The sequence below is a fragment of the Vibrio sp. M260121 genome, assembly GCF_036533715.1.
In the GTDB taxonomy this organism is placed as follows: Bacteria; Pseudomonadota; Gammaproteobacteria; order Enterobacterales; family Vibrionaceae; genus Vibrio.
On record NZ_JATABF010000053.1, the window covers coordinates 1 to 24,998 of the forward strand.

General features: G+C 43.7%; 22 protein-coding genes. 12 read left to right on the forward strand and 10 right to left on the reverse strand.

Annotated features, from left to right (window positions below; genetic code table 11):
• Positions 1-380: 380 nt before the first annotated feature.
• On the forward strand, positions 381-1,049 hold the full coding sequence (locus QTO06_RS22175; protein WP_331409819.1) for an HAD-IA family hydrolase: 669 nt from the start codon (positions 381-383) through the stop codon (positions 1,047-1,049).
• A gap of 466 nt (positions 1,050-1,515) precedes the next feature.
• On the opposite strand, the gene QTO06_RS22180 is transcribed toward QTO06_RS22175, so the two are convergent.
• Positions 1,516-2,946 (reverse strand): methyl-accepting chemotaxis protein, encoded by a 1,431-nt coding sequence (locus tag QTO06_RS22180; protein WP_331409821.1) that lies wholly within the window; start codon positions 2,944-2,946, stop codon positions 1,516-1,518.
• A 606-nt stretch (positions 2,947-3,552) separates the two neighbouring features.
• On the opposite strand from QTO06_RS22180, the gene QTO06_RS22185 reads away from it, so the two are divergent.
• Positions 3,553-4,149: an acyl carrier protein phosphodiesterase gene (locus tag QTO06_RS22185; RefSeq protein ID WP_331409822.1), complete on the forward strand. Its 597-nt coding sequence runs from the start codon at positions 3,553-3,555 to the stop codon at positions 4,147-4,149.
• Positions 4,150-4,224: 75 nt separating this feature from the next.
• Entirely contained in the window at positions 4,225-5,478 is a 1,254-nt protein-coding gene (locus QTO06_RS22190; protein WP_331409823.1) for a DEAD/DEAH box helicase, read from the forward strand.
• A gap of 30 nt (positions 5,479-5,508) precedes the next feature.
• Here the strand turns inward: QTO06_RS22190 and QTO06_RS22195 are convergent, their stop codons facing one another.
• Together QTO06_RS22195 and QTO06_RS22200 are read right to left on the reverse strand one after the other, a co-directional pair.
• Positions 5,509-6,297: an EAL domain-containing protein gene (locus QTO06_RS22195; RefSeq protein WP_005441895.1), complete on the reverse strand. Its 789-nt coding sequence runs from the start codon at positions 6,295-6,297 to the stop codon at positions 5,509-5,511.
• Between the two features lie 194 nt (positions 6,298-6,491).
• Positions 6,492-7,124: a hypothetical protein gene (locus tag QTO06_RS22200; RefSeq protein ID WP_009704469.1), complete on the reverse strand. Its 633-nt coding sequence runs from the start codon at positions 7,122-7,124 to the stop codon at positions 6,492-6,494.
• A gap of 130 nt (positions 7,125-7,254) precedes the next feature.
• Between QTO06_RS22200 and QTO06_RS22205 the strand changes: the two genes are divergently transcribed.
• The 3 genes from QTO06_RS22205 (at position 7,255) to QTO06_RS22215 (ending at position 8,777) form a co-directional block, all read left to right on the forward strand.
• Positions 7,255-7,497, forward strand: coding sequence for a DUF2164 domain-containing protein (locus QTO06_RS22205; protein ID WP_005441892.1), 243 nt, complete (start codon positions 7,255-7,257; stop codon positions 7,495-7,497).
• Positions 7,498-7,671: 174 nt separating this feature from the next.
• Complete coding sequence (locus QTO06_RS22210) at positions 7,672-8,211, forward strand: cytochrome b (protein ID WP_005441891.1); 540 nt, start codon at positions 7,672-7,674, stop codon at positions 8,209-8,211.
• The gene (locus QTO06_RS22215; RefSeq protein ID WP_009704468.1) at positions 8,208-8,777 is read left to right on the forward strand and encodes a YceI family protein; all 570 of its coding nucleotides are present in this window, start codon (positions 8,208-8,210) and stop codon (positions 8,775-8,777) included. Before QTO06_RS22210 ends, QTO06_RS22215 begins: the two co-directional genes overlap by 4 nt.
• 139 nt (positions 8,778-8,916) lie before the next feature.
• On the opposite strand, the gene focA is transcribed toward QTO06_RS22215, so the two are convergent.
• Entirely contained in the window at positions 8,917-10,368 is a 1,452-nt protein-coding gene (gene focA / locus QTO06_RS22220; RefSeq protein ID WP_331409824.1) for a formate transporter FocA, read from the reverse strand.
• Between the two features lie 286 nt (positions 10,369-10,654).
• Here focA and QTO06_RS22225 point away from each other — a divergent pair, with 286 nt between their 5' ends.
• A complete protein-coding gene (locus tag QTO06_RS22225) occupies positions 10,655-11,560 on the forward strand; it encodes a LysR substrate-binding domain-containing protein (protein ID WP_005441888.1) in 906 nt (301 codons plus the stop codon).
• Between the two features lie 297 nt (positions 11,561-11,857).
• Complete coding sequence (locus QTO06_RS22230) at positions 11,858-12,337, forward strand: DUF1097 domain-containing protein (RefSeq protein ID WP_331409825.1); 480 nt, start codon at positions 11,858-11,860, stop codon at positions 12,335-12,337.
• Positions 12,338-12,477: 140 nt separating this feature from the next.
• On the opposite strand, the gene QTO06_RS22235 is transcribed toward QTO06_RS22230, so the two are convergent.
• Entirely contained in the window at positions 12,478-14,112 is a 1,635-nt protein-coding gene (locus QTO06_RS22235) for a DUF2813 domain-containing protein (RefSeq protein WP_331409827.1), read from the reverse strand.
• Positions 14,113-14,385: 273 nt separating this feature from the next.
• Here QTO06_RS22235 and QTO06_RS22240 point away from each other — a divergent pair, with 273 nt between their 5' ends.
• The 4 genes from QTO06_RS22240 (at position 14,386) to QTO06_RS22255 (ending at position 18,984) form a co-directional block, all read left to right on the forward strand.
• The gene (locus tag QTO06_RS22240) at positions 14,386-16,128 is read left to right on the forward strand and encodes a bifunctional metallophosphatase/5'-nucleotidase (RefSeq protein WP_331409828.1); all 1,743 of its coding nucleotides are present in this window, start codon (positions 14,386-14,388) and stop codon (positions 16,126-16,128) included.
• 529 nt (positions 16,129-16,657) lie between these two features.
• Positions 16,658-17,677: a TerC family protein gene (locus QTO06_RS22245; protein ID WP_331409829.1), complete on the forward strand. Its 1,020-nt coding sequence runs from the start codon at positions 16,658-16,660 to the stop codon at positions 17,675-17,677.
• Between the two features lie 279 nt (positions 17,678-17,956).
• The gene (locus tag QTO06_RS22250) at positions 17,957-18,148 is read left to right on the forward strand and encodes a hypothetical protein (protein WP_005451745.1); all 192 of its coding nucleotides are present in this window, start codon (positions 17,957-17,959) and stop codon (positions 18,146-18,148) included.
• Positions 18,149-18,285: 137 nt separating this feature from the next.
• Entirely contained in the window at positions 18,286-18,984 is a 699-nt protein-coding gene (locus QTO06_RS22255; RefSeq protein WP_331409830.1) for a DUF1223 domain-containing protein, read from the forward strand.
• 5 nt (positions 18,985-18,989) lie between these two features.
• Here the strand turns inward: QTO06_RS22255 and QTO06_RS22260 are convergent, their stop codons facing one another.
• The 5 genes from QTO06_RS22260 to QTO06_RS22280 form a co-directional block, all read right to left on the reverse strand.
• A complete protein-coding gene (locus QTO06_RS22260; RefSeq protein WP_331409831.1) occupies positions 18,990-19,895 on the reverse strand; it encodes a homocysteine S-methyltransferase family protein in 906 nt (301 codons plus the stop codon).
• Positions 19,896-20,089: 194 nt separating this feature from the next.
• Positions 20,090-20,647, reverse strand: coding sequence for an alkylphosphonate utilization protein (locus QTO06_RS22265; RefSeq protein WP_331409834.1), 558 nt, complete (start codon positions 20,645-20,647; stop codon positions 20,090-20,092).
• A 279-nt stretch (positions 20,648-20,926) separates the two neighbouring features.
• Positions 20,927-21,136 carry a YgdI/YgdR family lipoprotein gene (locus QTO06_RS22270; RefSeq protein WP_005435119.1) on the reverse strand — a complete coding sequence of 70 codons (210 nt, stop codon included), beginning with the start codon at positions 21,134-21,136 and terminating at the stop codon, positions 20,927-20,929.
• Positions 21,137-21,270: 134 nt separating this feature from the next.
• Positions 21,271-23,679 (reverse strand): VolA/Pla-1 family phospholipase, encoded by a 2,409-nt coding sequence (locus QTO06_RS22275; protein ID WP_331409836.1) that lies wholly within the window; start codon positions 23,677-23,679, stop codon positions 21,271-21,273.
• Positions 23,680-23,701: 22 nt separating this feature from the next.
• Entirely contained in the window at positions 23,702-24,943 is a 1,242-nt protein-coding gene (locus QTO06_RS22280; protein WP_331409838.1) for an outer membrane protein transport protein, read from the reverse strand.
• Positions 24,944-24,998: the final 55 nt, after the last annotated feature.

Sequence of the window (24,998 nt, forward strand, 5' to 3'; positions counted from 1 at the left end):
ATTACAACGCTCAGGTTGGCGAGACTTACGCCATGATCAAAGCACTGAACAAACTTACAGGGCTTGGTATGCCTGAAACTCAGTATATTGTATAACAGTCGCTCAACTTTAGGAGGTTTGGTTTCTCGTCTGAATTACGCAACAAAGCCCCGAGTGAAGTTTCATATTTCTTAATTTAGGGGCTTCATTCGGTGATCTCGCTTAGAAAATCATTAATTCCTCTTTCTCATTTCTACGAAATGCCAAGTCTGTCGTTTAAACATTTCTAAACTTACTTATCATGTTGATACATATTTAGTACAAATAAATAAGTCAATAAGGCCAATTAAATTGGTCAGCTAAAGTCTTTGTGATATTCAGCGTCGGGGGGGGAAGGGCGTATGGCTATTAACAATATAAAATGTGTCATCTTTGATTGCGATGGCACGCTAGTAGACAGTGAATGCTTGTGTTGTCAGGCCCTAGTGAACGTCTTTGGCCAATACGGTGCAGAGATGAGTTTTAGTGAATGCGTAGAGCACTTCAGAGGCGGTAAGCTTGCGGATATCCTTCGTGACACTAAAGAGTTGATGAACTTAAATGTTCCGATTGATGTGCTAGAGCCACAATACCGTGACGAGTTACAGAAACTGTTTGTCCGTCATTTAAAACCAATGGACGGCGCGAAACGACTTATCCACTTTTTAGATTCGCACAATATTGAGTATTGCGTGGCGTCTAATGGACCAAAAGATAAAATCGAATACTCGCTTGAGTTGACGGGGCTACTTGATGCGTTTAAAGGCAAAGTGTTCTCTGCGTTCGATGCAAACAGCTGGAAGCCTGAACCAGACTTGATCATGTACAGCGCAATGAATATGGGCTTTTTACCAAGTGATTGCTTGTACATTGATGATACGCCTAAAGGCGTTGAAGCAGGGCTTAACGCTGGCATAAAAACCGTACAACTATACAACGGCGCACCGATTAACTTGGTCGATGACGAACGTGTTATTCAAATTTCCCATCTAGATGAACTAAAAGAGCAGCTCTTAGGCTGCTCAGTTTAGTGACAAATATTACTCAAACTATGGATGTGTTTAAATTTAGTTTGTAGGTAAGGAGTTTGATGTAAGCACCGGATGGAAGAAAAGTTTTTTGTATGAAACCCGCAAGAGGCACATGTGAATTTTTCACCATCGGATGAAATCAGATATTCATCGCATTGGCAGAGTGGACACTGGAGATCTTCAGTGTCTTTTGTTTTGTTGTAATTATTCATATTGTTCACCAGCAGCAAAATTAAATTGGCAAGATCTAGAATAGCCGAACACCTAACCTTTGAACATTCTTTAGTCGAATTCAGAGAATTATTTCGATTCACTTCAAAGTAAATTAAACAAGCACTCATCGAACGCTTGATTTAATTATTTTTCCTCTCGCTTTCCCTCGACAATCCAATGGTCGCTTTTGTCCGTTGCCATTGATCGAGCATAAAAAAAGCTCCACATGGGAGCTTTTCGCGGTGTTCGTGTTTTAGGCTGTTCGGTATCGCTTCAATACTTCGCCAAGAGATTGAGACGCTTTGGTTAAGTTTGCCACACCAGTTGTCGATTGTTCGGCAACTTCACGAATAGTATTGGATTGCGAGCGAATGTCAGACAGCTCAGAAGCGATGTCATTCGCGACGGCACTTTGTTCTTCTGCAGACGTTGAAATCTGAATACTCATGTCCATTAATGAACGTGCAGAGTCGGCAATTGCGGTGACGTCACCACCAATCTCATCAATCAACTGGCTGCTGGTTTGTGCTTGTTGAACCGTACGGTCAGTGATAGACGCAATGTTCTGGCTTTCCGTTTGCAATTTCTCGATCATCGCTTGGATTTCGACGGTTGCCTGTTGCGTGCGGCTAGCAAGGGTACGAACTTCATCTGCGACAACTGCAAAACCACGACCTTGTTCACCAGCGCGCGCAGCTTCAATAGCGGCATTGAGCGCGAGAAGGTTGGTTTGTTCTGATATTGCGTTAATCGTAGTAATCACATCGTTAATCTGTGTCGTGTTTTCGTTCAAACTGCTCACAGATGCGGATGCTTGTTCGATGTAACTCGAGAGTGTTTCTATTTCTGAAATGACGCTTTGTACTCGACTACGGCTATTTTCGATTTGCTGAGCATCTTGATCTGATTGCAAAGTCGCTTGCTGAGAGATGCTTGAGACTTCTTTTGCTGAAGCCGTCATCTCTTCCATCGCTGTCGCAACAGAATCTAGCGTCTGGTATTGGTGTGCGATTTGCGTTTCGCTGAGCTTCATGTCTTGTTCAAACGCTGCTGATGTTTCACTTAACGTGTTGGCATTGTCTTTTACATTGTTGACAAGCTCTGTCAGCGTATCCATTGATTTATCTAGTGCGCAACCAATCGTGCCAAACTCATCACGGCCCGGATGAAAACCAAGGCGAGAAGTTAAGTCACCTTCACCAATTTTCTGTGTAGTGGTGTATAGCACCCAAAGCGCACCACCAAGGAAAGTCGCTAACCAGTAAGTGAAAAGGGCGAATGGTACCATCCAAAGCAAGCTAAGAAGGAAAGAGGTTAAAGCGTCAGATTTTGCTAGCTCAAATTGGCGTGAAAGGTTTTCTGTAAGTTGGATTGCTTGACCTGAATTCAGCTTCGCATAAACCGTCACGGTGCCGTTGTTGAGTTTGGCATCATTAATGTTACTTACGTTTACCACGCCATTCACGCTTGCCACGTTTTGCACTTGAGCTTGAACTATGCCCGAGAGCTTCGCTTCTGCCGCAAGGATAGATTGTTGCTCAAACTGTTGAATATCATTGAAATAACGGCTTCCCGCCACTGAAGTTAAAGTCACTAGGAATAGAAGGAAAATGACCCACATTTTGTCGTTGATAGACATCTTTATAAATAACCTGTCTATCGTTCTAAACTCAACTTCTCTCATTTATAGCTCCATTTGAGATAAAAAGGGGATGAACAAACTTAGAGATATATCGAAACAAAATATGCGATGGTTATCAGCAAAATATGTAACGAGAGGTTGATAGATTTCAAAATATGAGATCTAGGATCGCTTATAACGGTACGTCGTGTCCATAAATGACAAAAAAATAAATAAAAACTGACAGTTTGTTAAAGAAAGGGTGGGTGCCATTTAATGCAGTTGATGAACGAGATGGTGTTATTTGAGCAAACGTTTACTTATGATTTCTGTCATAGCTTTCTAAAACTTTACTTCTCGCTGTCATGAATGTGTCATATAAAGGCTATAAAAAGGAGTTGCTGTCATCGATGAAGAAAAGGAATGGCAGTAGAGATTGAAGCAAGCAGCTTCAGGAGATGTAAAACAAAGGAGGTCACAATGAGCGACCAATATCAAAACGACGAATGCCTAGAGATGCTAGATGCTCTTGAAATCGGTATTATCCTGTCGGACTACATTGGCTCAGAAGACGAAGCCGAATAAGTACAATTAGTACTCTCATCGCGTCACAACAGACGTTATACTAAGTTCATGTAAGACGAGCCAAAAGGCCACTCACAGCGTCTAATGAACTTTCTAGCCCACCTGCATATTGCAGATCACTGTAATAGTCATTTAATGGGAAACTTGCTTGGAGATTTCGTAAAGGGAGATCCAAGCAAGCAATATCAGACTGATATTTCCAACGGCATCAAACTCCACCGCTTCGTTGATCGCATTACCGACCATCATGCTCTTGTTGAAGAATGCAAACCGCACTTCACAGGTGTTGCTCGACGTTTCGCACCCATCGCACTTGATATGTTTTGGGACCATTGTTTAGCGAAACACTGGCGAACATTCAGCCCGCAATCTTTAGATTCCTTCGTTCGTTATGCGTATAGCGAAGTGAACAAACAAATCTCTGACGACCTTCCACTGCGATTTTTAATGCTTCACAGCCGAATGTGGAGTGGCGGTTGGCTACAGTCATATCAAGACTTAGAAAACATCGAGTTTGCCCTTCATCGAATGTCACAAAGAAGCCCAAGAATGGCTGACTTAACGACAACGTTCGAAGTCTTGGACAATGAATATGAGCAACTGGAAGCGAAATTTGCTGCTCTATATCGAGATGTGTTGCGTCAATCCGCTGAGTATCATCAACAGTTAATTAATTCATAACGTCTTGACTGCTAAAGGTAGTATGACCAAAGGGGCTCTGGTAAACTCTGCGCTCCAAAAATTATGAGGTTTATCATGTCCGTTAATTTCGCTGATCTTGGCATTGAACAACAGTTGGTTGATACCCTAAGCGGTATGAATATCGTTACCCCGACACCTGTTCAGGAAAAGTCGATTCCACATGTGTTGGAAGGTAAAGATCTACTGGCTGCCGCTCAAACCGGTACAGGTAAAACGGCTGCATTCGGTTTGCCGATCATTCAAGCGGTTCAGCAAAAGAAACGAAACGGAACACCGCAAGCACTGATTCTCGTGCCAACGCGTGAACTTGCTCAGCAAGTGATGGATAACCTGACGCAGTACTCAGCAAACACTGACCTTAAAATTGTTTGTGTTTATGGTGGTACGAGCATTGGCGTACAAAAGAGAAAGTTGGAAGAGGGCGCAGACATTCTGATCGCGACGCCTGGCCGCTTACTTGACCACTTGTTTAACGGCAATGTAAACATCTCTAAAACGGGTGTTCTTGTGCTTGATGAAGCAGACCGCATGCTAGACATGGGCTTCTGGCCAGATCTGCAACGCATTCTTCGTCGCCTACCTCAAGATAAACAGATCATGTTGTTCTCAGCAACGTTTGAGAAGCGCATCAAAACCATCGCGTACAAACTGATGGATTCTCCGGTCGAGGTGGAAGTATCACCAGCAAACACGACCGCAGAAACTGTTAAGCAGATGGTTTATCCAGTCGATAAAAAGCGTAAGCGTGAGCTACTTGCTTACTTAATTGGCTCTCGTAACTGGCAGCAAGTGTTGGTGTTTACTAAAACCAAACAAGGCAGTGATGAGTTGGCCAAAGAGCTTAAGCTGGATGGCATCAAAGCGGTTTCTATTAACGGCGATAAATCACAAGGTGCTCGTCAACGTGCGCTTGATGAATTCAAAGAAGGCAAAGTACGTGCGCTTATCGCGACAGATGTGGCGGCGCGTGGTTTGGACATTCAAGAATTAGAGCAAGTGGTGAACTTCGACATGCCGTTCAAAGCCGAAGATTATGTTCATCGCATCGGTCGTACTGGCCGTGCAGGCAAATCTGGTTTGGCCGTTTCTTTGATGAGCCGCGATGAAGAGTATCTATTGCATGCTATCGAAAACCTGCTTGATCAACGTTTGCCGCAAGAATGGTTGGAAGGTTTTGAACCGAGTTTAATCGAAGAGGTTGAACCGGAGCGCAATGGCGGTGGTCGTCGTAAGAGTCGTTCATCAGAAAAACGTAAGATGAAAGCGAAACTGGCGATTCACAAAAACCGTGGTAAGAACCGAAAATAAAAAGATGATGGTATTCATCAGTAACTCTGATTATGCCGTCTTTGCTTCCCGGTAGGCTTCAAGCGTTTGTGGCATTGCCAATAAGTAACCTTGATACATATCGAAACCGAGCTTTTTCATTAAGTTAAGTTGATGCTCGGTTTCAATTCCTTCTATAACGGTTTTTGAGCGAATATCTTTTGCCAAAGACAACGCTTCCATTAAACAAGAAAAATCACCATTCTCATATCTCAATAACAACGAACGATCGATTTTAATGATGTTGGGTTTTACACATCGAACGCGTTCTATTGTTGAAGCATCAATACCGTAATCGTCTATTGCTAATAAATAGCCGTTATCGCTTAACTCTTTTGTTGCTTTGTATAAGAAGTTTTCGTCACTCGCATCGAGCTCCACCAGTTCCATCACAATCTGTTCACGACACAAATCCGCTTCAATAATGGATTGCTTTAATAAGTTGCTATAGGAAATGTCTTTTGCGAGCATTTCTGCTGCTTTTGGTAGCACGTTGAGAAAAAGCTTTTTATTGCGGAATTTGGATTGACCAAAGTTACTGATGTGAATGAGACGGCTTAGTCGCTCAACGTTGATTTGATCTTCTGTAGGAATCGTAGTGGATTGAAAGAACTGGTCAGGTCGAATCATTAAGCCGTCTTGGTTACTGATACGAACCAAGGCTTCTAGACCGATAATGGAAAGATCTTTTTGATAAATAGGTTGAAACACGCTTCGCAATGTCAGTTGTTTATATTGCGCGATGTACTGACCATCTACTTGTTTTAAAATGCAGCTAAGCAGCTGCGAGATACTCATCATTATTGTTGTAACCTAGACCAAGACACTGTATTGATGCTTAACTGATTGTTGTGCATCTAGTTTTACTTTAGTTTCTTGAATCTAAGCGGGGAGCGTAGGCAAGGCAAGCGAGATAGCTCAACACACTCAGAAATATCGACCCGCCTCAAACAAATCGCTGAATGAACTGATAATCTACCCGTTGCTATTTGATGCTACCACTGTAAAACGGCATACAACTGAATGTATTTTCTCACCTGTTGTTGTTTATTGGAACGTCGTAAAGGGTGGCCGAATTTGATGTAACAAGGGCTGATCCCAAAACGTGTATCTAATGAATGAGTCAGCTGCGATTCGCTAGTAAAGAGGGTAATGCCTTGCTCTGTATACTCGTTAATCGGTTCTGGTAACTCTCCCATCCACCAGTGCAACAGCTCACGGCTGGTTTTACTGCGACTGATCCAATGATCGCTGACTAAAAACAATAGGTCGTTAGGTTGCAGGGCATAACCATATTCACTTTGCCATTCCGTTATCGAAGAGAGCAGGTTTTCTCGGCATGAGTTACCAGCACTGACTAAATGGTGGCTCAATACCCAAACCGTTCCAATTTCAGATGAGATTCGGTAGTGGTGAGGCAGGTCGGGGGCATCAAGTACTTCAATAGGTTTGATGGTACTGCTATGACCAAAGTGACGAAAAGTGTGTTCCATGCGTCGAGCAAATGCGAGGCCGAGATGGTGTTCACTCATACCTTGGTTATGTACCGCAGGATAATGCTTCTCACACAGTTTGAGACAATCGTCCTGAAAATCATTGACACTTTGGATGACTAAGTCGAGTAGCAAAGAATATCCCTTAACGGTTAACAAATTGAACGGCGAAAGGTTAGCATAGTCCTTTTAGGATAGACTAATTTAGATAGGCAACTTCTTGATCTAAACATCAAAATTGAGAATAGAGTTCCGCAGGTAAAATATGATCAAACTAGAAAGAGCACAAAAAGAAGCATTGGCGACAGCTATACAAGATTACATGCAAGACGAGTTGGAAGTGGAAATAGGCCAGTTCGACAGTGAGTTTTTGATTGACTTCATCACTGAAAAATTAGCGCCTATTTACTACAACAAGGGCATCGAAGACGCCAAAACCGTGATCGAGCGACGCATGTTAGAAATGACGGATGAACTGTATGAGATAGAGCAAGAAGTTCAACTCTAAGTGTCCGACTTTTAAAGGGTTTGAAGTTCCTTCTAATTTTTCGAACAAGTTGTTTAAAAAGGTATTATTGGTTTGATGTAAAGGATGGTAAATAATCTGTTGCATACAAGGCAAATAAGTTAATGTTGTGTTTCTTGCTCAACATCAACTTAGGAAGATATCTAGGAACGTGAGATGGAAACACTGGTAAAGAACTACAACGTGCCGGCGAGAGCGATGCATTGGATTTCAGCGCTTTGCATTATCGGCTTGTTTGCTGTGGGTCTGTGGATGGTCGATTTAAGCTACTACAGTGAATGGTACCAAACTGCACCACATTATCATCGCTCTGTGGGCATTTTACTGGCAATACTCACTTTAGGTCGCATCGTATGGAAACATGTGACGGCGTCACCAAAAGTAGAAGGTAAACCTTACGAGGTAGTTGCAGCAAAAGCCGCACATGGGGTTATGTACCTGTTGCTTATTACTATCTTTGTTTCAGGTTACCTCATCTCAACATCTGATGGTCGCGGTATCGAAGTATTTAACTGGTTTACCGTACCAAGCGCAGGGGAGTTATTCCCTGGTCAATCAGACATTGCAGGTGAAATCCACTTTTATGCAGCGTGGGCTGTGATCCTAATGGCAGGATTGCATGCTGCTGCTGCACTCAAACATCACTTTATCGATAAAGACAACACATTAAGAAAAATGTTAGGAGCTTCAAAATGAAAAAGTCACTTTTCGCTACAGGATTAGCAATCGCTATGGCACTACCGTTTGGTGCTAACGCTGCAGATTATGTTATCGACACTAAAGGTGCTCACGCATCTATCAACTTCAAAGTTAGCCACTTAGGTTACAGTTTCATCAAAGGTCGTTTTAATACATTTTCTGGTGACTTTTCTTTTGATGAAAACAACATTGCGGACTCTAAAGTAAACGTAGTCGTAGATACCACAAGCCTTGATTCAAACCATGCTGAGCGTGACAAGCACATCCGTAGCGGCGACTTCATCGACGCAGGTAAATATAGCGAAGCGACGTTCAAGAGTACAAAAGTTGTAGACAAAGGTGACGGCAAACTAGACGTAACGGGTGACCTTACTCTTCATGGTGTAACGAAACCAATCACAATCGAAGCAGAGTTTGTTGGTGCAGGTAACGACCCATGGGGTGGTGAGCGTGCAGGTTTCATCGGTCAAACTCGTCTTGAGCTTGCTGATTTTGAAATTCCTGTAATGGGTTCTTCAAGCTACGTTGATATGGAACTGCACATCGAAGGTGTTAAGAAGTAACTTCTAGTTCCTCACTATATGCCTCGTTCTTAACGACATAAATGAAGAAAGCGCTCTTAAATAAGAGCGCTTTTTTATTGGTGCCAACTTTTCTTGTTAGTTGTTAGTTATTAGTTGCTAGTTATTCGTTGTAATAGTGTTATGCAGTTTCTAGTACTTTGTCTTCAACTAGGTTTAAGCGCTCGCCATACACTGGGCGCAGTGCTTTAAGTACTTCATTACGTGTCACCACGCCAACCATCAAACCATTTTCTAGTACAGGAAGCACTTGAGGCTTACTTACTTTGATGCTCTTAGCACGCTCTTCTAAAGAAAGAGAAGTAAAGCGTGTTGCCATGCCCATGCTTGTTGTTGGGTAAAGTTGGTCTTTATCGATGCATAGGAATTCAACCACATCCACCAATCGGTCATTTGCATCAATGGCTACTACGTCACGGCTCATCAAATCGACAACTTTTTGTTCTTGAGCTGGAATGTAATCTTGGCACCATAATTCAACCATAACGTCGTGTGCTGAGAAGAAACCAACCAAACGGTTTTCGATGTCAACAACAGGTGCACTGATTAGATTGTTGTCCAATAGGGTATCTAGTGCAGTTGATACTGGCATTTCTACGCTCAGAGTAACTGGGCTCGGGTTCATGATCTCTTTTACAATCGATGCGTTTTTCATAGTGCGTTCCTTAACTGACGTGAGTGTTGTAGTGTTTGTAATTGATGCAACTTTTGCTGCTTTAAGTTCTGGTCGACGGTAAATACACCAGTTAGCTAAGCCAACTAATACGGCGCCACCAACGATGTTGCCTAGGGTTACTGGAATTAGGTTTGCAGTAATAAAGTGACCGACATTCAAATCTGCATATTGAGAAGCCGGTACGCCAACTGCTGTCCAGAAAGATTCCGGTGCGAAGTTTGCGATAACGATACCTAGCGGCACCATAAACATGTTTGCTACACAGTGCTCAAAGCCACTGCTGACGAACATTGCTACTGGCATGATGGTCATTGCCGCTTTTGTCATTGCGTTTGCAGAGCTGAATGTCAGCCAAATAGCAAGACAAACCAACAAGTTACATAAGATTCCTAACGCAAAAGCTTGTACCAATGTGTGGTGTAGCTTGTGTTGTGCGATGTTTAGTGCGTTTAAGCCCCATTGACCCGCATCCATTTGGTACAAGCCTGCAGCGCTTACCAATGCAAGTAGGAACATCGCACCGATGAAGTTACCTACATAAACCTTGCCCCAAATCGACAACATTTTGCCGAATGAGATTTGTTTGTTTGCCCATGAGATGCTCGAAAGCACTGAGCTGGTAAACAACTCACCACCGCAAATGACGATGAGTATCAAACCCATACTGAATGCTAAACCACCAGCAAGACGGCTAAGACCCCAACCTGCATCCGCACTACCTGTTGTCACTGTGATGTAGAACAAGAATGCTAAACCGATGAATGCGCCTGCCATAATTGCCAAACCCAGTGTCATGCCGCTGGTTTTGTTTGCTTTACTAAGTGCAAACTTCTCAGCTTCAGCCATCATTTCTTTTGGAGAGAAATACTGGATATTTTGAGAGCTGGTCACCGCCATAATGACTCCTTAGTCTGTGGTTCCATATGAACTCCTTGGTTAATGAAATCGAGACGTTTTCTGTACTCGAAAGAAAAGGTGTTATTGTTTTTTGTTGCGGTGTTCCCGAACCGCATATCCAGATTAAGCAGGTCAGAGCTACAGGTAAAATTGATAATATTTAGAATCCTCATCAAATTATTTGATAAGTTCTTAAAGGCAGGTAAAATGAACCTCATTGCGTATCGACGCATGTATTTTTGGGGTGCGAGAGTATGGGGAATACTCGCCAATTAGGGAGGACACTTTGCGCTACTCACTTAAGCAATTAGCGGTTTTTGACGCTGTTGCAGATACCGGCAGTGTAAGCCAGGCCGCGGATAAACTGGCTCTGACACAATCGGCGACGAGCATGTCGCTTGCTCAGTTGGAAAAAATGCTTGGTAGACCTTTATTTGAAAGGCAAGGCAAACAAATGGCTTTAACACATTGGGGGATGTGGTTAAGACCAAAAGCAAAGCGTTTACTGCAAGACGCGCTACAAATTGAAATGGGTTTTTACGAGCAACACTTGTTGAGTGGGCACATTCGATTAGGCGCGAGTCAAACACCTGCAGAACACCTAGTTCCTGACCTTATCAGTATCATTGATAATGATTTTCCAGAGATGCGTATCTCCTTAGGCGTACAGAGTACTCAGGCCGTCATCGATGGTGTCTTGGATTACAAATACGATCTGGGCGTGATTGAAGGTCGCTGTGACGATAACCGTTTACACCAAGAGATTTGGTGTCGAGACCATCTTACTGTAGTCGCAGCGTCCCACCATCCATTTGCGCGTAACTCATCAGTGAGCTTAGCTCAACTTGAACAAGCGAAATGGGTGTTGCGAGAACATGGTTCTGGTACTCGCAAGATTTTTGATAGTTCGATTCACCATCTTATTGAAGATTTGGACGTGTGGCGTGAATACGAGCACGTTCCAGTTCTAAGAAGCTTAGTATCCAATGGTCAGTATTTGACGTGCCTGCCTTATCTTGATGTAGAACGTTACATTGAAGCTGGTGATTTGGTTGCGCTGAACGTACCTGATCTGAAGATGGATCGAACATTATCGTTTATATGGCGTGCTGATATGGCGGAAAACCCATTGGTTGACTGCATCAAACGTGAAGGCTTACGCATGATGAAAGGCAAACCTTCAGTGCTTTAAGCGATATTCGAAACAAAATGATCGCATCTTAGTAAAGGCTCTGCATTGTGCAGGGCCTTTTTTGTCATCTATTGCTTATTTCGCCCAATTTATTGTGATTTTGTTATTTTCGAAATCTGTTGATTTATCGGTTGCGTCAAATTTAACGTGTAAAACATGCAACGTTATAGGATGTTAATGCGATCTTGATCACCGAAGTCAATGAGGGATGTGCCTAGTATTGACTGCCTGATTTCAATGTATGAAGGCAGTTTTCGAACCAAGTGGTACGAAACTAGTCAAGCGGGTAAGAATACCATGACCACACTTTTAGCAATTTCAATTACAACTGGCATTCTCTCTGGCGTATGGGGCTGGATCGCTATCTCCCTTGGTCTGTTGTCTTGGGCAGGCTTTCTTGGCTGTACAAGTTACTTTGCATCCCCGACAAGTGGCTTAAAAGGGCTAGCAGAAAGTTTGATCACCAATATGACAGGCGTATTTTGGGCGTTGGTAATCATTTACGGTTCAACTTACGTAGGTGTAGAGATTATCGGTTATGTAATTACTGCTGTAGTCGCGTTCTTTATGTGTATTCAAGCGAAACAAGCTTGGTTAGCGTACATCCCTGGTACTTTCATTGGCTCATGCGCGACTTTTGCTGCAGACGGCAATTGGCAACTTGTGGTGCCATCGCTGATTTTAGGTGGCGTGTTTGGTTACCTAATGAAAGCAACAGGTCTTTGGTTGCATGCGAAATCAGCCACTACTTCTTCGCTCGCAGAGCAAGTACAGTAGTGAACCCCCGATCTTATTTGTATCCGCTGTGTATTGAGACTTATCCCGGTCAATACTGTTAATCAAAATTACTGATTCTTGATACAAGCACACCTAATTGGTGTGCTTTTTTTTGTCTGTCTATTTTGGGGGATCGCTCTTTACGTATTCCCATTTGCCATAGTTACCACGCGTTTGAGCGTCCAGCGCAAAAGTACAGGAATGCAATCGACGCCACGTTCTTCGCAATGGGCAACAATTGCGAGTGCGAGATCCGGTTTTGCTTGTTTCTTCAAAACGCGGTTTACGACTTTCTTAGCTGGGATTGGATGATCATGAGGAACTTTGATGATGTCCTTAAAGAAAATTTCAAAGCCATTGTTATAGAGGAAGTGCTCGATATCTCTATCGGGTAGCTCGGTAAGGCGATGACGTTCTTGGTCGTTATTTAAATGGGCTCTCACTGTGTGCGCGTATTTTTTACCAGCCGGGTCGCCGTCAGTCACCACATGCCAGTCGATACCAAACTCTTGCGCCACTTTAACTAATGACTTCAGACCCGATTGGGCAAATTCAACGATTTGAACCCCTTCCGCTGCGAGATCATAACCGCACTGGCGTGCCAACTCGTTAAATAGCCAGACTTCCGTTTCTCCTTCGACCAATAACCAGCAACGGGCAAATAGGGCGCCGGCGCGATGAAAACGAATATGGAAACCAATACGTCGTAATTGGTCGACACTAAAGCGATTAGTATTGAGCGATTTTGCGATGGTTCGATCCGATAAACGAACCAAACGACGAATTGATGCCAAAGGTACGGAGCCAAGTAAACGCGCACTGTTTGTGGTGAGGATCTTCTGCATTGGTAATAACTGCAACAAACTCCAAGCGCGAGATAAGTGAGTCGGGTGCAAACGACCCTCTGGATCTTCAATGATCAAGATGGGGCGAGCGCAACGTCTTAAATCTGTAGGACCTTTTGCTTGTAGATACGCGTTCAACAACCCCATAAGTAGCAGTCGGGTTTGTTTGTTGTTTGTTTCCCTTAAAAACTGCGACAATCCTTTTTCTGCTGACGGACTGGCGTAGAACAAGCCATCTCGCGGTTTTCTCGGGTGACCTTTTTTCACACTTCGGAATGCAAAGTAGTGCTCGACTAACGTGTGCATTGAATCAAGACTGCTGCGAACTTCACCTTTGTTCACATGACCAGGCATAGCAAACAGGCGACGGCAGGTATTATTAATGCGTTTTTCTATACGAGCATTTTTGTTGTCACCATTAATGTGATTGGGTTCGGGGAAACGGCGTGAGTCGCGTAATCGGATTACTGGGTGAAGGGTCATCAGTTCAATTGCGAGTTTCTCTGCATGATGCAGTTGCTTCGCTTCGCCACAACAGTCCAAGAATGCGTACTTGGTTGTGATGTGGTGGCCATCTCTACTGGCACTTAAACGGTAATAAATGACGTGTTCGTTGTCTTCGTTGATGCACCATGTAGGTTTAATGCGACGATAACGTCCAGCATTCACTTCTTGTTTATCTTGAGATTTAAAACAGAGTACGATTTGAAGATGCTGTGTTTGTGGGTGCGAGATGGAATAGTCGACGTGGAAGTCCGTCATTTCAAATTGATAGAGAGAGCCATCTGCAGGTAAGGCGAGAGACAGGGCGTCGAGTAGGGAGGATTTACCCCAAGTGTTCTCACCGATTAAGGTCGTCAGTTCGTCAAAAGAGAGTGAAAGGCGTTTAATGCCTCTAAACCCAGAGATTTCGATGCGTTCTAGTCTCATCTCACTCCTCCTTGCAATTATTTGAATTATCGAGAGTTCTTTTGCTCCTCATAAGCATATATGAAATTGATCATGGCAAGTTAAGCTCAGTTCACAAATTTAAGAGCATTCATCCTATGAATAGAGACCGTTTAGGCGTAAAGTCACTTTCAAACTTGTACGCAAGATGAATCTTGATCACGTAAAAATGAAATGACAATTTCTCTGTTTCATAAAATTCATGATTCTGTCATGATTCAGTTCTAATAATTAAAAGGAATGAAAAGAGAGAAGATGACAATGAATAAAAATCATAAGCCAGTCAGAATCAAACTGGCACACATCAATGACACTCATTCCTACTTTGAGCCAACGTCATTACAGCTAAAACTCAATATCGATAACGAAAGAACACTAGAGCCTTATGTGAGTGCTGGTGGCTTTTCACGTATTGCGACTCGCGTAGAGCAGTTACGCGACGACGCGCAACGTCAAGGTCAGGGCATGTTATTTCTTCATGCAGGTGACTGTTTCCAAGGCACTCTGTATTTTTCGTTATTCAAAGGCAAAGCAAACGCCGACTTATTAAATGCACTTAACATTGATGCGATGGCATTAGGCAATCACGAACTCGACATGGGTAATGAGCCGGTTGCTCTGTTTTGTCAGCGTACGCAATTCCCATTGCTCGCGGGCAACTGGGATCTGTCGAACGAATTGCCTAATAAAGAACATCGCATGGGCGATTGCGATAACGTGCTGAGTTTCGATACTGACACCCAAAGCGCGCAATACCTAGTGAAAGAGTTTCACGGAGAGAAAGTTGCCATCTTTGGTCTGTCTATCGACAAGATGAGCGATATTGCTAACCCTGATGCTGATACACCATTTATCAACGCAATCGAAACCGCAAAGCAAACCGTTGAAGAGATCCACCAAGCCGGTATCAAAAATATCATTCTTTTAAGTCATTTAGGCTATGAAGGGGATTTAGAGCTCGCAGCACAAGTGGATGGCATTGGTATTATTGTTGGGGGTCATAGTCATAGGTTACAAGGTAACTTTACATCTATTGGCTTAGGCGAAGATGATCCTTATGGCATCAAAGTTAACGATACTTATGTGGTTCAGGCTGGCTATCATGCATTAACCATGGGGCACTGTGTACTTGAGTTTGATGAACACGGCAAAGCAACCATGTTAAGTGGTCAAAATGAATTGCTGTTGGGACGTCGAATTTTCTGGGATTCAACGCTTAATGAACAACTAGACCAAGGCGTTTTTGAAGAAGCGTGTGACTTTATTCATGGTCAACCAAACGTGGTCGTTTGTAAAAAGCACCCAGAGACACAAGCCATTTTAAGAGACAAATATATCCCCCGAGTGCGTAAGCTTCAGTCTCAAGTAATTGCCAATGTCGCAGAGAAGAAGCGCCATATTCGCATTCCGGATGAATTCGGTGGCAGTGAACTTGCCCCTTCCGTTGCACACTCTTTCTTGTATGCGCTTAACAAGCGTGGCCACAACGTTCAATTTGCAATTCATAATGCGGGAGGCGTTCGTACATCTCTCAACCCAGGGAATATTACTGTGGCAGATGTTGCCGGACGATTGTTGCCATTTGCCGTTCCGATTGGTTGCTATGAGGTGCAAGGAAAAGCCGTTCGCTTGGCATTGGAAGGTGCGATCAACAATGCACTCAACAATGGGGTTGAAGGTACAGGTTCTGGCAGCTACCCATACACACATAATTTGAATTTTGAATACCAAACAGACGCTCCAAAAGGCCAACGTATTAAAAACCTAGAAATCTTTGATGGTAAGCGTTGGTGTCAGGTTGACGATGAGGCATGGTATCGTGGTGCTTCGTCTGCTTATACTATGAAAGGCAAAGAGGGCTATGAGGCGTTGCTGGATATGAAAGGCGAAGGCTTCGTTAGCAACCTCTCCATGGCAGATTGCTTTATTGAATTACTTACGGACGAACCAAACTGCTTGAACCAAGGTCACAAACTTTACTCACAGAAGAATCAATAACGGTTATTGGTATCCTTTTTGCTCCTTTCCTGATGCACATGCGATTAAGAGGGAAGAGAGTATGTGGAAAAAAGATTGGGCTGACGCAGCGGTTGTCGTTGCTTGGGTCGCAGTTTGGTCAACACTGGTTTACTTTGTACCGTTAACTGGTTTTTAAAGACCGACTATTCAACAAATGAGGGGCGCATAAGTGCTCCTCATTTGTATCTGAACGGCTTCAAATTCATGACGTTGATAAACATTCTTCACAAAATACTTTGTTGTTATCGATAACGATTTTTTGTTGGAGATCCCGCAGTGCAGGCGTATGATGGCGGCGTTTGGGGAGTAGTTAGCGCAAGTTTATTTATCGTCATCTCGTTAAGCATCAGCTTATCCGGTAAATAAAGGTGTCACTTGATTCGTCATGTGATCACTTCAACGAGACCAACGCATTCATTGACTAGCAGACACATGGGTAATGTGACTGTTGGTTTGTATTGTTTGCGGAAGGTCAGCCCGAATAATGTCCTTCCGCATGGGAGGAAGCATGTCTCTTATCGGAAATACCACCCAATTATCCCAGTCTGTTCCACTGCAAGAATCACTGACAATGTACGGTGTATTCGGCCTATTTACTTTGGTTTTAGTCGCTCTCGATATCTATCAGACTCGTGGCGGCGTGATTACCATGAAAAAAGCAATTGGTTGGAGCGTATTCTGGTTCTTATTAGCGTTTGTCTTTGCAGGCTCTATCTATTTCTTTTGGGATTATTACGCGCCTCATAGCGTTTATACACACGAAAAAGCGACCATATCGTTCTTAACTGGTTACTTGCTTGAGAAATCGTTAAGTGTCGATAACTTGTTTGTGTTTGCAATTATCTTTGCGCAATACAAGGTGCCTGAGCATTTGCGTCCACGCGCTCTATTGTGGGGTGTTATTGGTGCGTTAGTTCTGCGTGCAATCATGATCGCAGTTGGTGCTCAATTACTTGCTCAATACCATTGGGTGCTTTACCTATTCGCAGCATTCCTAATTTGGACTGGTATTAAACTGGCGCGAGATAAAGGCGAAGAAGAAGAGGTGAACCCATACCCTGAGCAGTTCATTCGTAAATTCTTACCAGTGACAGAAGAGTATCAAGGTAACCACTTGATCTTGAAACAAGCAGGTAAGTGGGTTGCAACGCCAATGCTGATCGTTGTTGGTGTGATAGCGGTGATGGACGTGATGTTCGCACTGGATTCGATCCCTGCAATCTTTGCAGTAACGCGTGAACCATTCTTGGTATTAGCGGCTAACGTGTTTGCTTTGCTTGGCTTACGTTCTCTGTACTTTGTACTGCAAGCAATGTTGGACAAGTTTGTGTACTTAAAACCAGCGCTGTCAGTGATCATGATGTTCATTGGTGTGAAGATGCTACTGGTTGGCACGCAATACGAAATCCCAACGGCTTGGTCATTAACTTTCCTAGTGACAGTGATGACGACAGCGGTTATTGCTTCTATCTATAAGAACAAAGAAACCAATAGCTCTAGCGTTAAAATTACTAATCAAAACTCTTAAGTATTTTGTAAATTCAAAATCCTTTAAAAGATTTTTTGGTTAATTAAATGTTGCAAATAAACTTGGGTTTACCTGCGTAAATCCAAGTTATTCAACTAAAGATTCGCCTTGTTGAATAAATATGCAGTTAGTTGGGTTTTGTATTCTTATGGTTTGTAACGGATTTGTTTTATAAGAAAAACTAATCTGAATAACCAAATTTTGTCATTTTTTGCTCAGAGAAAAAATGACTAATATACAACCAACAAAACAATTTACTGCTTTTAAAGAGAGGCAATCATGGCACAAGCAATGCAAATGACAAATGTAGCTTTACCAACCTCTATGGATAAGAAGACCTACGCGGTTAACTTCAAAGGATTGATTGCTCACTTACTAGATATTCTTTTCGTAGACAACTCTGCACCTCGCAGCTACTACGCAGAAGACCTATCTGCACACATTCAGAAAGACATCGGTATGTACCGTTAATCTGAATGGAAAGCGAATTCGAAATGCCGGCTTGATCGCCGGCATTTTTGTATCTGAAATCGCCACATCTAAAACCGCATTGAAAGCTATCTGTCGTTAGCACGGTCATAGTCAGTATCAAAGAAAAGGAGCTGTCTATGATTAATGCGATTACACTTGTTGCTATTACCAGTCTTTCAGCAACACAAAGTTGGGTTCATGAAGGACAGCCCGCACAAGTGATAGAACTGTTTACCTCCGAAGGTTGCTCAAGTTGTCCACCAGCCGACAAATACCTTTCTACGTTTGAATCGAACCCTGATTTGTGGGGAAAGTACATTCCTGTTGCCTACCACGTTGACTATTGGGACTATCTTGGCTGGAAAGACAAATTCGCAAAGCCTGAATTCTCTCAGCTGCAACGTTTGTATCGTGCTTATGGCGCGGTAGGGAGTGTCTATACACCAGCATTTGTCGTTGATAGCGAAGAATGGCGCGGTTTTTTCAATTGGCGCAAGCGCGTATTACCCAACAACGACAATGAGAAAGCCCAATCACTATCACTAGAGCGCTCTGGCAACCAATTCACTCTACGATTTGAAGAGAATGGCACGTATGACGCAACCATTGTGTTTCTCTCAAGTAATGAAACCACACCGGTTAAGCGCGGTGAAAACCGAGGGAAAGTGTTAGAACATGATTTTGTCGCGTTAGAGAAGCAACAAGGTCGCTCAAAGAACGGAGAGTGGATGTTTAAGCTCAATCAACCCATCAAGAACATTGATGCTGTTGCGGCGTGGGTGACTGAGCCAGGGACCTTTAATCGTGTGCAGACTGTCGCGGGTGAGATTCGATAAGCGAACTAGAGGGATACCTTCCAATCCGAAAGCGCTTTGATGTGTTCTGGTCCAATACCACAGCATCCACCTATAATGGTAGCTCCGCGCTGATGCCATTCTTGCGCAAAAGTTAGATATTCCTCTGGTGAGAGTTCACGCATCGATTGTAATGCGCTGTTGGCTTCGTGGTTAGATTGGATTGCGGTGAAGTTGTTTGCGTAAACCCCAATTTCAATATCGAGCTTATGTTGGTTTAAAACTTCCTTGGCATCACTGACAGCTTTTGCCATTACTTCAGGTACTGAACAGTTAAAATAAACACTGATGGTATTGGTGTTATTTGCGCTTTGTACAATGTGCTCAATAGCTTGGATAACGGTTTCGCCGGAGCGCAATAATGCGGTTTCCAATGAGTCATCATTTAAAGAAAAGGCATACGCAGTAGGTTTAGTGCTGCTTGCGAACACTCTTTGTAAACACGTTAGCTCTTCCAGACTGCAAACGGTCTCTGCTAACCAGAGGTCAACGTAATCCTCTTGAGCTTCAAACAAAGTCCTGAAAATGATTTCACCTAATTTGGGTTCGAACAGATCTGGTCGATAACTACCAAACGCTGGTGGAATACAACCTGCTACTTGAACGAGTGTCGATGACTTATCTGCACATTCACGAGCAATTTGGGCTGCAAAGCGTGCTAGGTCACTGCCTTTCTGATCGTAAAGAGCTTGTCCAAGGTGGAATGGCACACAGGCATAACTGTTGGCGATGATGATCTCTGCGCCAGCGTGGATAAAGTTGTTATGCGCTTGGTAAACGAATTCAGGCGATTCAATCAGAGCTTGTGCGCTCCAAAGTGGTTGAGAGAATGGGGCACCCATGCGTTTCAGTTCTCTTCCCATACCGCCGTCAAGGATGGTTAACTTCTTCATACTACAATCCATCAAAATTCTTCCTAGTTGAACCTTAAATGAAAATAGCAATGAGCGAAAGTGACGAAAGGATAAAGATAGGCCGAGTAAGTGGGCAGATAAGTAGCGAGTTAGCTAACCGAAAGGTGCAGAACATCAGAAACGAAAACGGGGTCCCGATTGGAACCCCGTTTAATTCGAAAGTAATGTTGAGATTACTTCTTACGGCAGTACTCAGCGATCACGTACATTGACTGACCACCGTTTGCCTTACCTGAAACAAGTTTAGGGTCATCACCAAGGCTGATACCGCGAATAACAGTACCTTGTTTGATTACTTGGTTTGTACCTTTAACTGGTAGGTCTTTGATTACTGTTACATCGTCACCTTTCTTAAGTTCAGTGCCGTTGCAGTCAACAGTTTTATCGTCAGCCGACATACCTTTCATAGCCCAGTTCATTTGCTCTTCTTCCATGTACATCATGTCAAGAGCGTCTTGAGCCCAGCTTTCTGTGTTTAGGCGAGTAAGTTGGCGCCATGCAGTTACTTGTACCGCAGGAACCTGACTCCACATGCTGTCGTTTAAGCAGCGCCAGTGGTTAATGTCTTTAGGCTCTTCAATCTCACCAAGACACTTATCACAAACCATGATAGCAGTATCAACCGTCACGTTACCGTGTGGTGGAACAGCAAATGCTGTTAGTTGAGATTCAGAAGAACACAGTTCACATTTTGACTCGCAGCGAGCAAGCAGAGTAGCTTCGATAGACATAAGGACTCACCTTAGTAATGTTTTTTGGTGGCGGTATTATCCACTTTATCCTGAGAAATAAAAGGGTGTTAGAGAATTAAAGGCGAGATTTTACAATATTCCAACCTGAAAGAGGCGAAGATGTAAAATATTGGCTAAACAAATAATATCTAGAATATAAATAAGGGTGTTGATTGTTTTGAATGATGAATCAGTTGCATTGATGAATGTTATTGCTGAAGGGTAAAGTTATTCAAAATGAATGGAAAGTGCCCCCTGATTTCCAGAGGGCATGTCGTTTTATCGTTCAATAATCTGCACGACTTGGTCTTTCGAAATGCTCATTTCTTTGCCATCCACGTCCTCGTATTCGTACATGCCGGTATCTTCGTTTAAGTCCGGCTTGCCGTAAGAGGTAATGATTTTCCCTTCATTCGTTGACATTAGGTATTGGCTGCTGCCGCAAGCGGCAAGAAGCAGTGCAGTAGCAATAACGGTCAATACGCGCATAAAGTTTTCCTTTTTAAACAAATAAGTTAGACAAAGACAACGTTATAACTATAGCAGAGGAAATATGAGTGGGTTTGAATAGAACAGAAACGAAAAAGCCCAGTCGAAACTGGGCTTTGGTTAGGTAACGATGCTTACTTAAGTACAGCTGTGTTAGCTACACCCGTTAGCATATCGTCCATTAGGAAGTCAGCATTTTCCATCTGCATCTCTACATGATGGTCTAGGTCCGCTAACGTACCGCTAGGAGAAGCGAATGTACTGTGTGTCGCAGTTGCATTGAACTGTACAAAGCTCGCAGAAGGAGACACGGTTGTGTTCGAACTGTTCACAGTTGTTAGTCCAAGTTTCGCTGCTAGAGGTTCAGTACCCGCAAACGGTGCATTGGCTACGTTGTTTGGCACAGTATCGTCACCATCGACTTCTGTCATAAGGAATGGTGTTGATAGCGAACCCGAAGCCATTAGGTCACTCGCGTTAGTAAATGGATCAACCGTATCTAGCGTCGTCTGCGCAGCGTAGATAAAGCTAGAGAAGCCTGCGTTTAGCTTAGCCAAGTCTTCAGCACTCGCGTTTGCTTCAAAAAACTCGTAACACTCTTTGTCTGACTTTCCGGTACAAGATACATCAGCGTAATCAGCGTAGTCCGCTGATGCTGCATAAGCCAAGTTGTGTTTGATCTGTGGACCAAAGTTAGACGAACCAAGCAGTAGGTTACCAATTTGGCCACCTGCGTTTTGAATTGATGCGCCGCTGAATGTGTACAGTGCGTCTGCCGTTGGGCTACCTAATGTGTTGTTCGCCGCAGCTACAGCAGAAGTACCGACGATGCCACCCAATGAGTGACCAAGCATCTTCACTTTTGAACCCGTCATTGGATTAAAGCCTTGAAGCGGGCTGCTTGCTAGAAGGCCAGCTTGCGCTGAAACAACTAAGCTTGCACGTAGACCAAGAACATCAAGCACGCTTTGGCGAAGGTTATCACGCGCTACCGCTAGGTTAGACAGGTTTAGGTAAGCCAGTACATCCGCATTTGCTGAGCGTTGGTCATCTAAGCTACGAGTACCGTGAATAGGCAGGTCAATTGCGATAACAGCAACACCGGCTTTCACCATGTTGAACGCAAAAGAGTAAGCATTTTCTTTGGCTGATGTAATACCGTGTTGGTAAATCACAACATCTGTAGGAGTACCAGTTTTTGGCGTAAACAGTAGGAACTCAACGTCTTCTAGTGACTTAACCACTGGTACTGGAGAGTAGCGAGTAATAATGCGGTCACTATCGAGTTGAGTACCGTCTGATAGGAACAGCGTAGAGCCAACCAGTTTCAACTGTTCGGTTGGATCGGTTGCTAGCTTGGTAACATCAACGGGATCATCAGCAAAGACACCAGTAGATAGCTGTTGAACCATGTTCGCTTGCTCTGCAGGATCCGCCAACGCAGCACTTAGCTTCGCTAGGCTAGGCATTGCAGAAACCATAGGCTGCATGTTCCAATCTGCGCCTTTCTCTAGGTAATGTGGTAGTCGCACCACACCCTGAGTAACATTCACATCGACAGCTGCGCCAGCGTACAAACCTTTGATCGCTGTCTTAGCGGCATCAAGATCGCTGATGTATTTATTGAAGTCTTCATCGGCATCTAGTGCTGTAACAAAGTCTTGCGTTGTACCCAATGTCATTGTGTATGCTGTTGCTAAATCGACAGAACCTTCATTCGCATCGTTCTTGTAAACCGTGTTTAGCGTATTTGCACCTGTTGCAAAGCCTGTTGCTGTCACGCCTTTTACTGCGGCAAGCGTATCGCCGACAGACTGGGTGCTAAACCATGAGGAGTAAACGATGTCAGCTGGGTTCACGCTCGCTAGACCGAAAATGCCTTCTACAGCAGTTGTTGCCGCTTGGACTGAAGCTAGGTCACCAGTCTCGTAGACAATCTCTTTTGATTTACCTGTCGCGTAGCTGCCTGAAGTGCCGATAGGGTTGCCGTTAACATCCTGAATCGCTTGAGTCACTGCGAAGATGTATTCACCAGATTCATCAAGAGAATTCATGAATTGGATGTAAAGCGAGTTACCACTTGCTTGCACAACGAAATCTGTGCCAAGGGTTAGGACTTTTTCAATTGGGTTTGAAGCACCATCCCAGTCAGTCAAGCGTTGGTTGATCTTAATAACGCTAACGCCTGACGTAACAAGGCCATCAGCGAACCCATCGCCGTTGAAGTTTAGTACGATTGGCATTGATGTTGACCAGCCATCCATCGTGTTCATTGAGGCTACTGGGTTTGTCAGCGCATCATCACCGTCTGTAGGTATGCCAAGCGTTCCGTCTGCGCTATCCATCAACAAGTAAGAAGGTGCAGGGACGTCTGCGTCTGCGCCTTGTAAGGTAAAGCTAATCGACGTGTTACGGTCAAGAAGCGCTTGAACTGCTGGCTCAAACGTGACGGTATCAGATGTGCCTGAGCTAGAGGTATCGTCACCACAACCTGCAAGTAGGATTGCAGAACAAAGCAGTGATAGTTTAAACGTGTGTTTCATTGGTTTACTCCGTTAATCCTAATTACTTGAAGGTGTAGTTCATCTGTACAGCACTGATGTATGCAGTACCTTCTGAATCAAACGTGATCTCTTGATCTGCTGCGTTGGTTTCAGTGAACGAGCCAGACTTACTCTTAACAAAAGCAAAACCTGCATCGAAGGTTAGGTTCTCTTTCATTGCATAAGTCACGCCTGCGCTGTACCAGAAACGGTCGCTATCAGGGATACTCAATGTTGCTTCACCAGCTTGCTCGTCATATGCGATACCAGCGCGAAGTGTCCATTGATTGTTTAGTGTGTATGTACCACCGAAGGAGTAACGGTTGTTGTCTTCATATTTCTCAGGTTTAAAGAAGCACACGCCATCAACACAGTCTTTGCTGGTTGCTTTTAGCTCTTTAAATGTGCTCCAGTCTGTCTGTTGCCATCCGTAATGGATCGCCCATTTATCATTTAATTGATGGAATGCAGACAATTCGATAATGGATGGGAGAGAGATTTGTAAGCGGCCATCGACTTTTGACGCGTTAGCGATGCCAGAGTCATAGCTGCTGAATTCACCCTCATCGAAGTCTAAATCCACTTTGGAACGGTAGCCGAATCCAAAACGGTTGTTTTCATTCAATTCGTATAGGGCACCAATGTTCCAACCGAAAGCGAAAGTATCACCTTCCATGCCGATTAGGTTGTCAGATTTTTTGCTTCCAGGACCAAATAAAGGCGCCAATGAGCCTTTGTGGCGAGTAAGCTCTGCATGTGCGTAAACAATGTTAATACCACCACCAACGCTAAACTGTTCGTTGATGCGGTAAGCAATATTCGGGTTAATGTTGACTGAAAGTAGGGAAGTATCACCTGCCATGTCACCAGCAGAAATGTCATCTGGGTAATCGGTCGCGACACCGTAGGTAGTGAACATGCCAATACCCCAAGCCCATTTGTCGTTGATCGGGCTGATGTAGTAACCAGCCGGAACGATTTGTAGTGGGGCAACGTCATTAGCGTGTTCTTTATGGAAAGTGTCATAGACGTTAACTTCAGGATCGACGACAGATAGCGCGCCTGAAAATTGAGCTTCATTAAAAAGTGTCATCGCAGCTGGGTTGCGTGCTAATACGCTCGCATTGTCGGCTACTGCGCCTTCACCTGAAAATGCTCTACCAAGACCAGAAGCCGAGTGTTCGGCCACCTGAAAGCCCGCAGACTGGGCATTACACGCAAACAATATTGAAATTGTCAGCAGAGAGCAGTGCTTCTTGTTCATCCTTGACCCTCCTAGGGTGTCATTATATTAGACCGAAGTCTTTGTATTTGTTGTG

What these genes read in the sequence shown, in the direction of transcription:
- QTO06_RS22175 (WP_331409819.1), top strand. Translation starts at nt 381, where the DNA reads ATGGCTATTAACAATATAAAATGTGTCATCTTTGATTGCGATGGCACG.
- QTO06_RS22180 (WP_331409821.1), bottom strand. Translation starts at nt 2,946, where the DNA reads ATGAGAGAAGTTGAGTTTAGAACGATAGACAGGTTATTTATAAAGATG.
- QTO06_RS22185 (WP_331409822.1), top strand. Translation starts at nt 3,553, where the DNA reads ATGAACTTTCTAGCCCACCTGCATATTGCAGATCACTGTAATAGTCAT.
- QTO06_RS22190 (WP_331409823.1), top strand. Translation starts at nt 4,225, where the DNA reads ATGTCCGTTAATTTCGCTGATCTTGGCATTGAACAACAGTTGGTTGAT.
- QTO06_RS22195 (WP_005441895.1), bottom strand. Translation starts at nt 6,297, where the DNA reads ATGATGAGTATCTCGCAGCTGCTTAGCTGCATTTTAAAACAAGTAGAT.
- QTO06_RS22205 (WP_005441892.1), top strand. Translation starts at nt 7,255, where the DNA reads ATGATCAAACTAGAAAGAGCACAAAAAGAAGCATTGGCGACAGCTATA.
- QTO06_RS22210 (WP_005441891.1), top strand. Translation starts at nt 7,672, where the DNA reads ATGGAAACACTGGTAAAGAACTACAACGTGCCGGCGAGAGCGATGCAT.
- QTO06_RS22215 (WP_009704468.1), top strand. Translation starts at nt 8,208, where the DNA reads ATGAAAAAGTCACTTTTCGCTACAGGATTAGCAATCGCTATGGCACTA.
- focA (WP_331409824.1), bottom strand. Translation starts at nt 10,368, where the DNA reads ATGGCGGTGACCAGCTCTCAAAATATCCAGTATTTCTCTCCAAAAGAA.
- QTO06_RS22230 (WP_331409825.1), top strand. Translation starts at nt 11,858, where the DNA reads ATGACCACACTTTTAGCAATTTCAATTACAACTGGCATTCTCTCTGGC.
- QTO06_RS22235 (WP_331409827.1), bottom strand. Translation starts at nt 14,112, where the DNA reads ATGAGACTAGAACGCATCGAAATCTCTGGGTTTAGAGGCATTAAACGC.
- QTO06_RS22240 (WP_331409828.1), top strand. Translation starts at nt 14,386, where the DNA reads ATGACAATGAATAAAAATCATAAGCCAGTCAGAATCAAACTGGCACAC.
- QTO06_RS22245 (WP_331409829.1), top strand. Translation starts at nt 16,658, where the DNA reads ATGTCTCTTATCGGAAATACCACCCAATTATCCCAGTCTGTTCCACTG.
- QTO06_RS22250 (WP_005451745.1), top strand. Translation starts at nt 17,957, where the DNA reads ATGGCACAAGCAATGCAAATGACAAATGTAGCTTTACCAACCTCTATG.
- QTO06_RS22255 (WP_331409830.1), top strand. Translation starts at nt 18,286, where the DNA reads ATGATTAATGCGATTACACTTGTTGCTATTACCAGTCTTTCAGCAACA.
- QTO06_RS22260 (WP_331409831.1), bottom strand. Translation starts at nt 19,895, where the DNA reads ATGAAGAAGTTAACCATCCTTGACGGCGGTATGGGAAGAGAACTGAAA.
- QTO06_RS22265 (WP_331409834.1), bottom strand. Translation starts at nt 20,647, where the DNA reads ATGTCTATCGAAGCTACTCTGCTTGCTCGCTGCGAGTCAAAATGTGAA.
- QTO06_RS22270 (WP_005435119.1), bottom strand. Translation starts at nt 21,136, where the DNA reads ATGCGCGTATTGACCGTTATTGCTACTGCACTGCTTCTTGCCGCTTGC.
- QTO06_RS22275 (WP_331409836.1), bottom strand. Translation starts at nt 23,679, where the DNA reads ATGAAACACACGTTTAAACTATCACTGCTTTGTTCTGCAATCCTACTT.
- QTO06_RS22280 (WP_331409838.1), bottom strand. Translation starts at nt 24,943, where the DNA reads ATGAACAAGAAGCACTGCTCTCTGCTGACAATTTCAATATTGTTTGCG.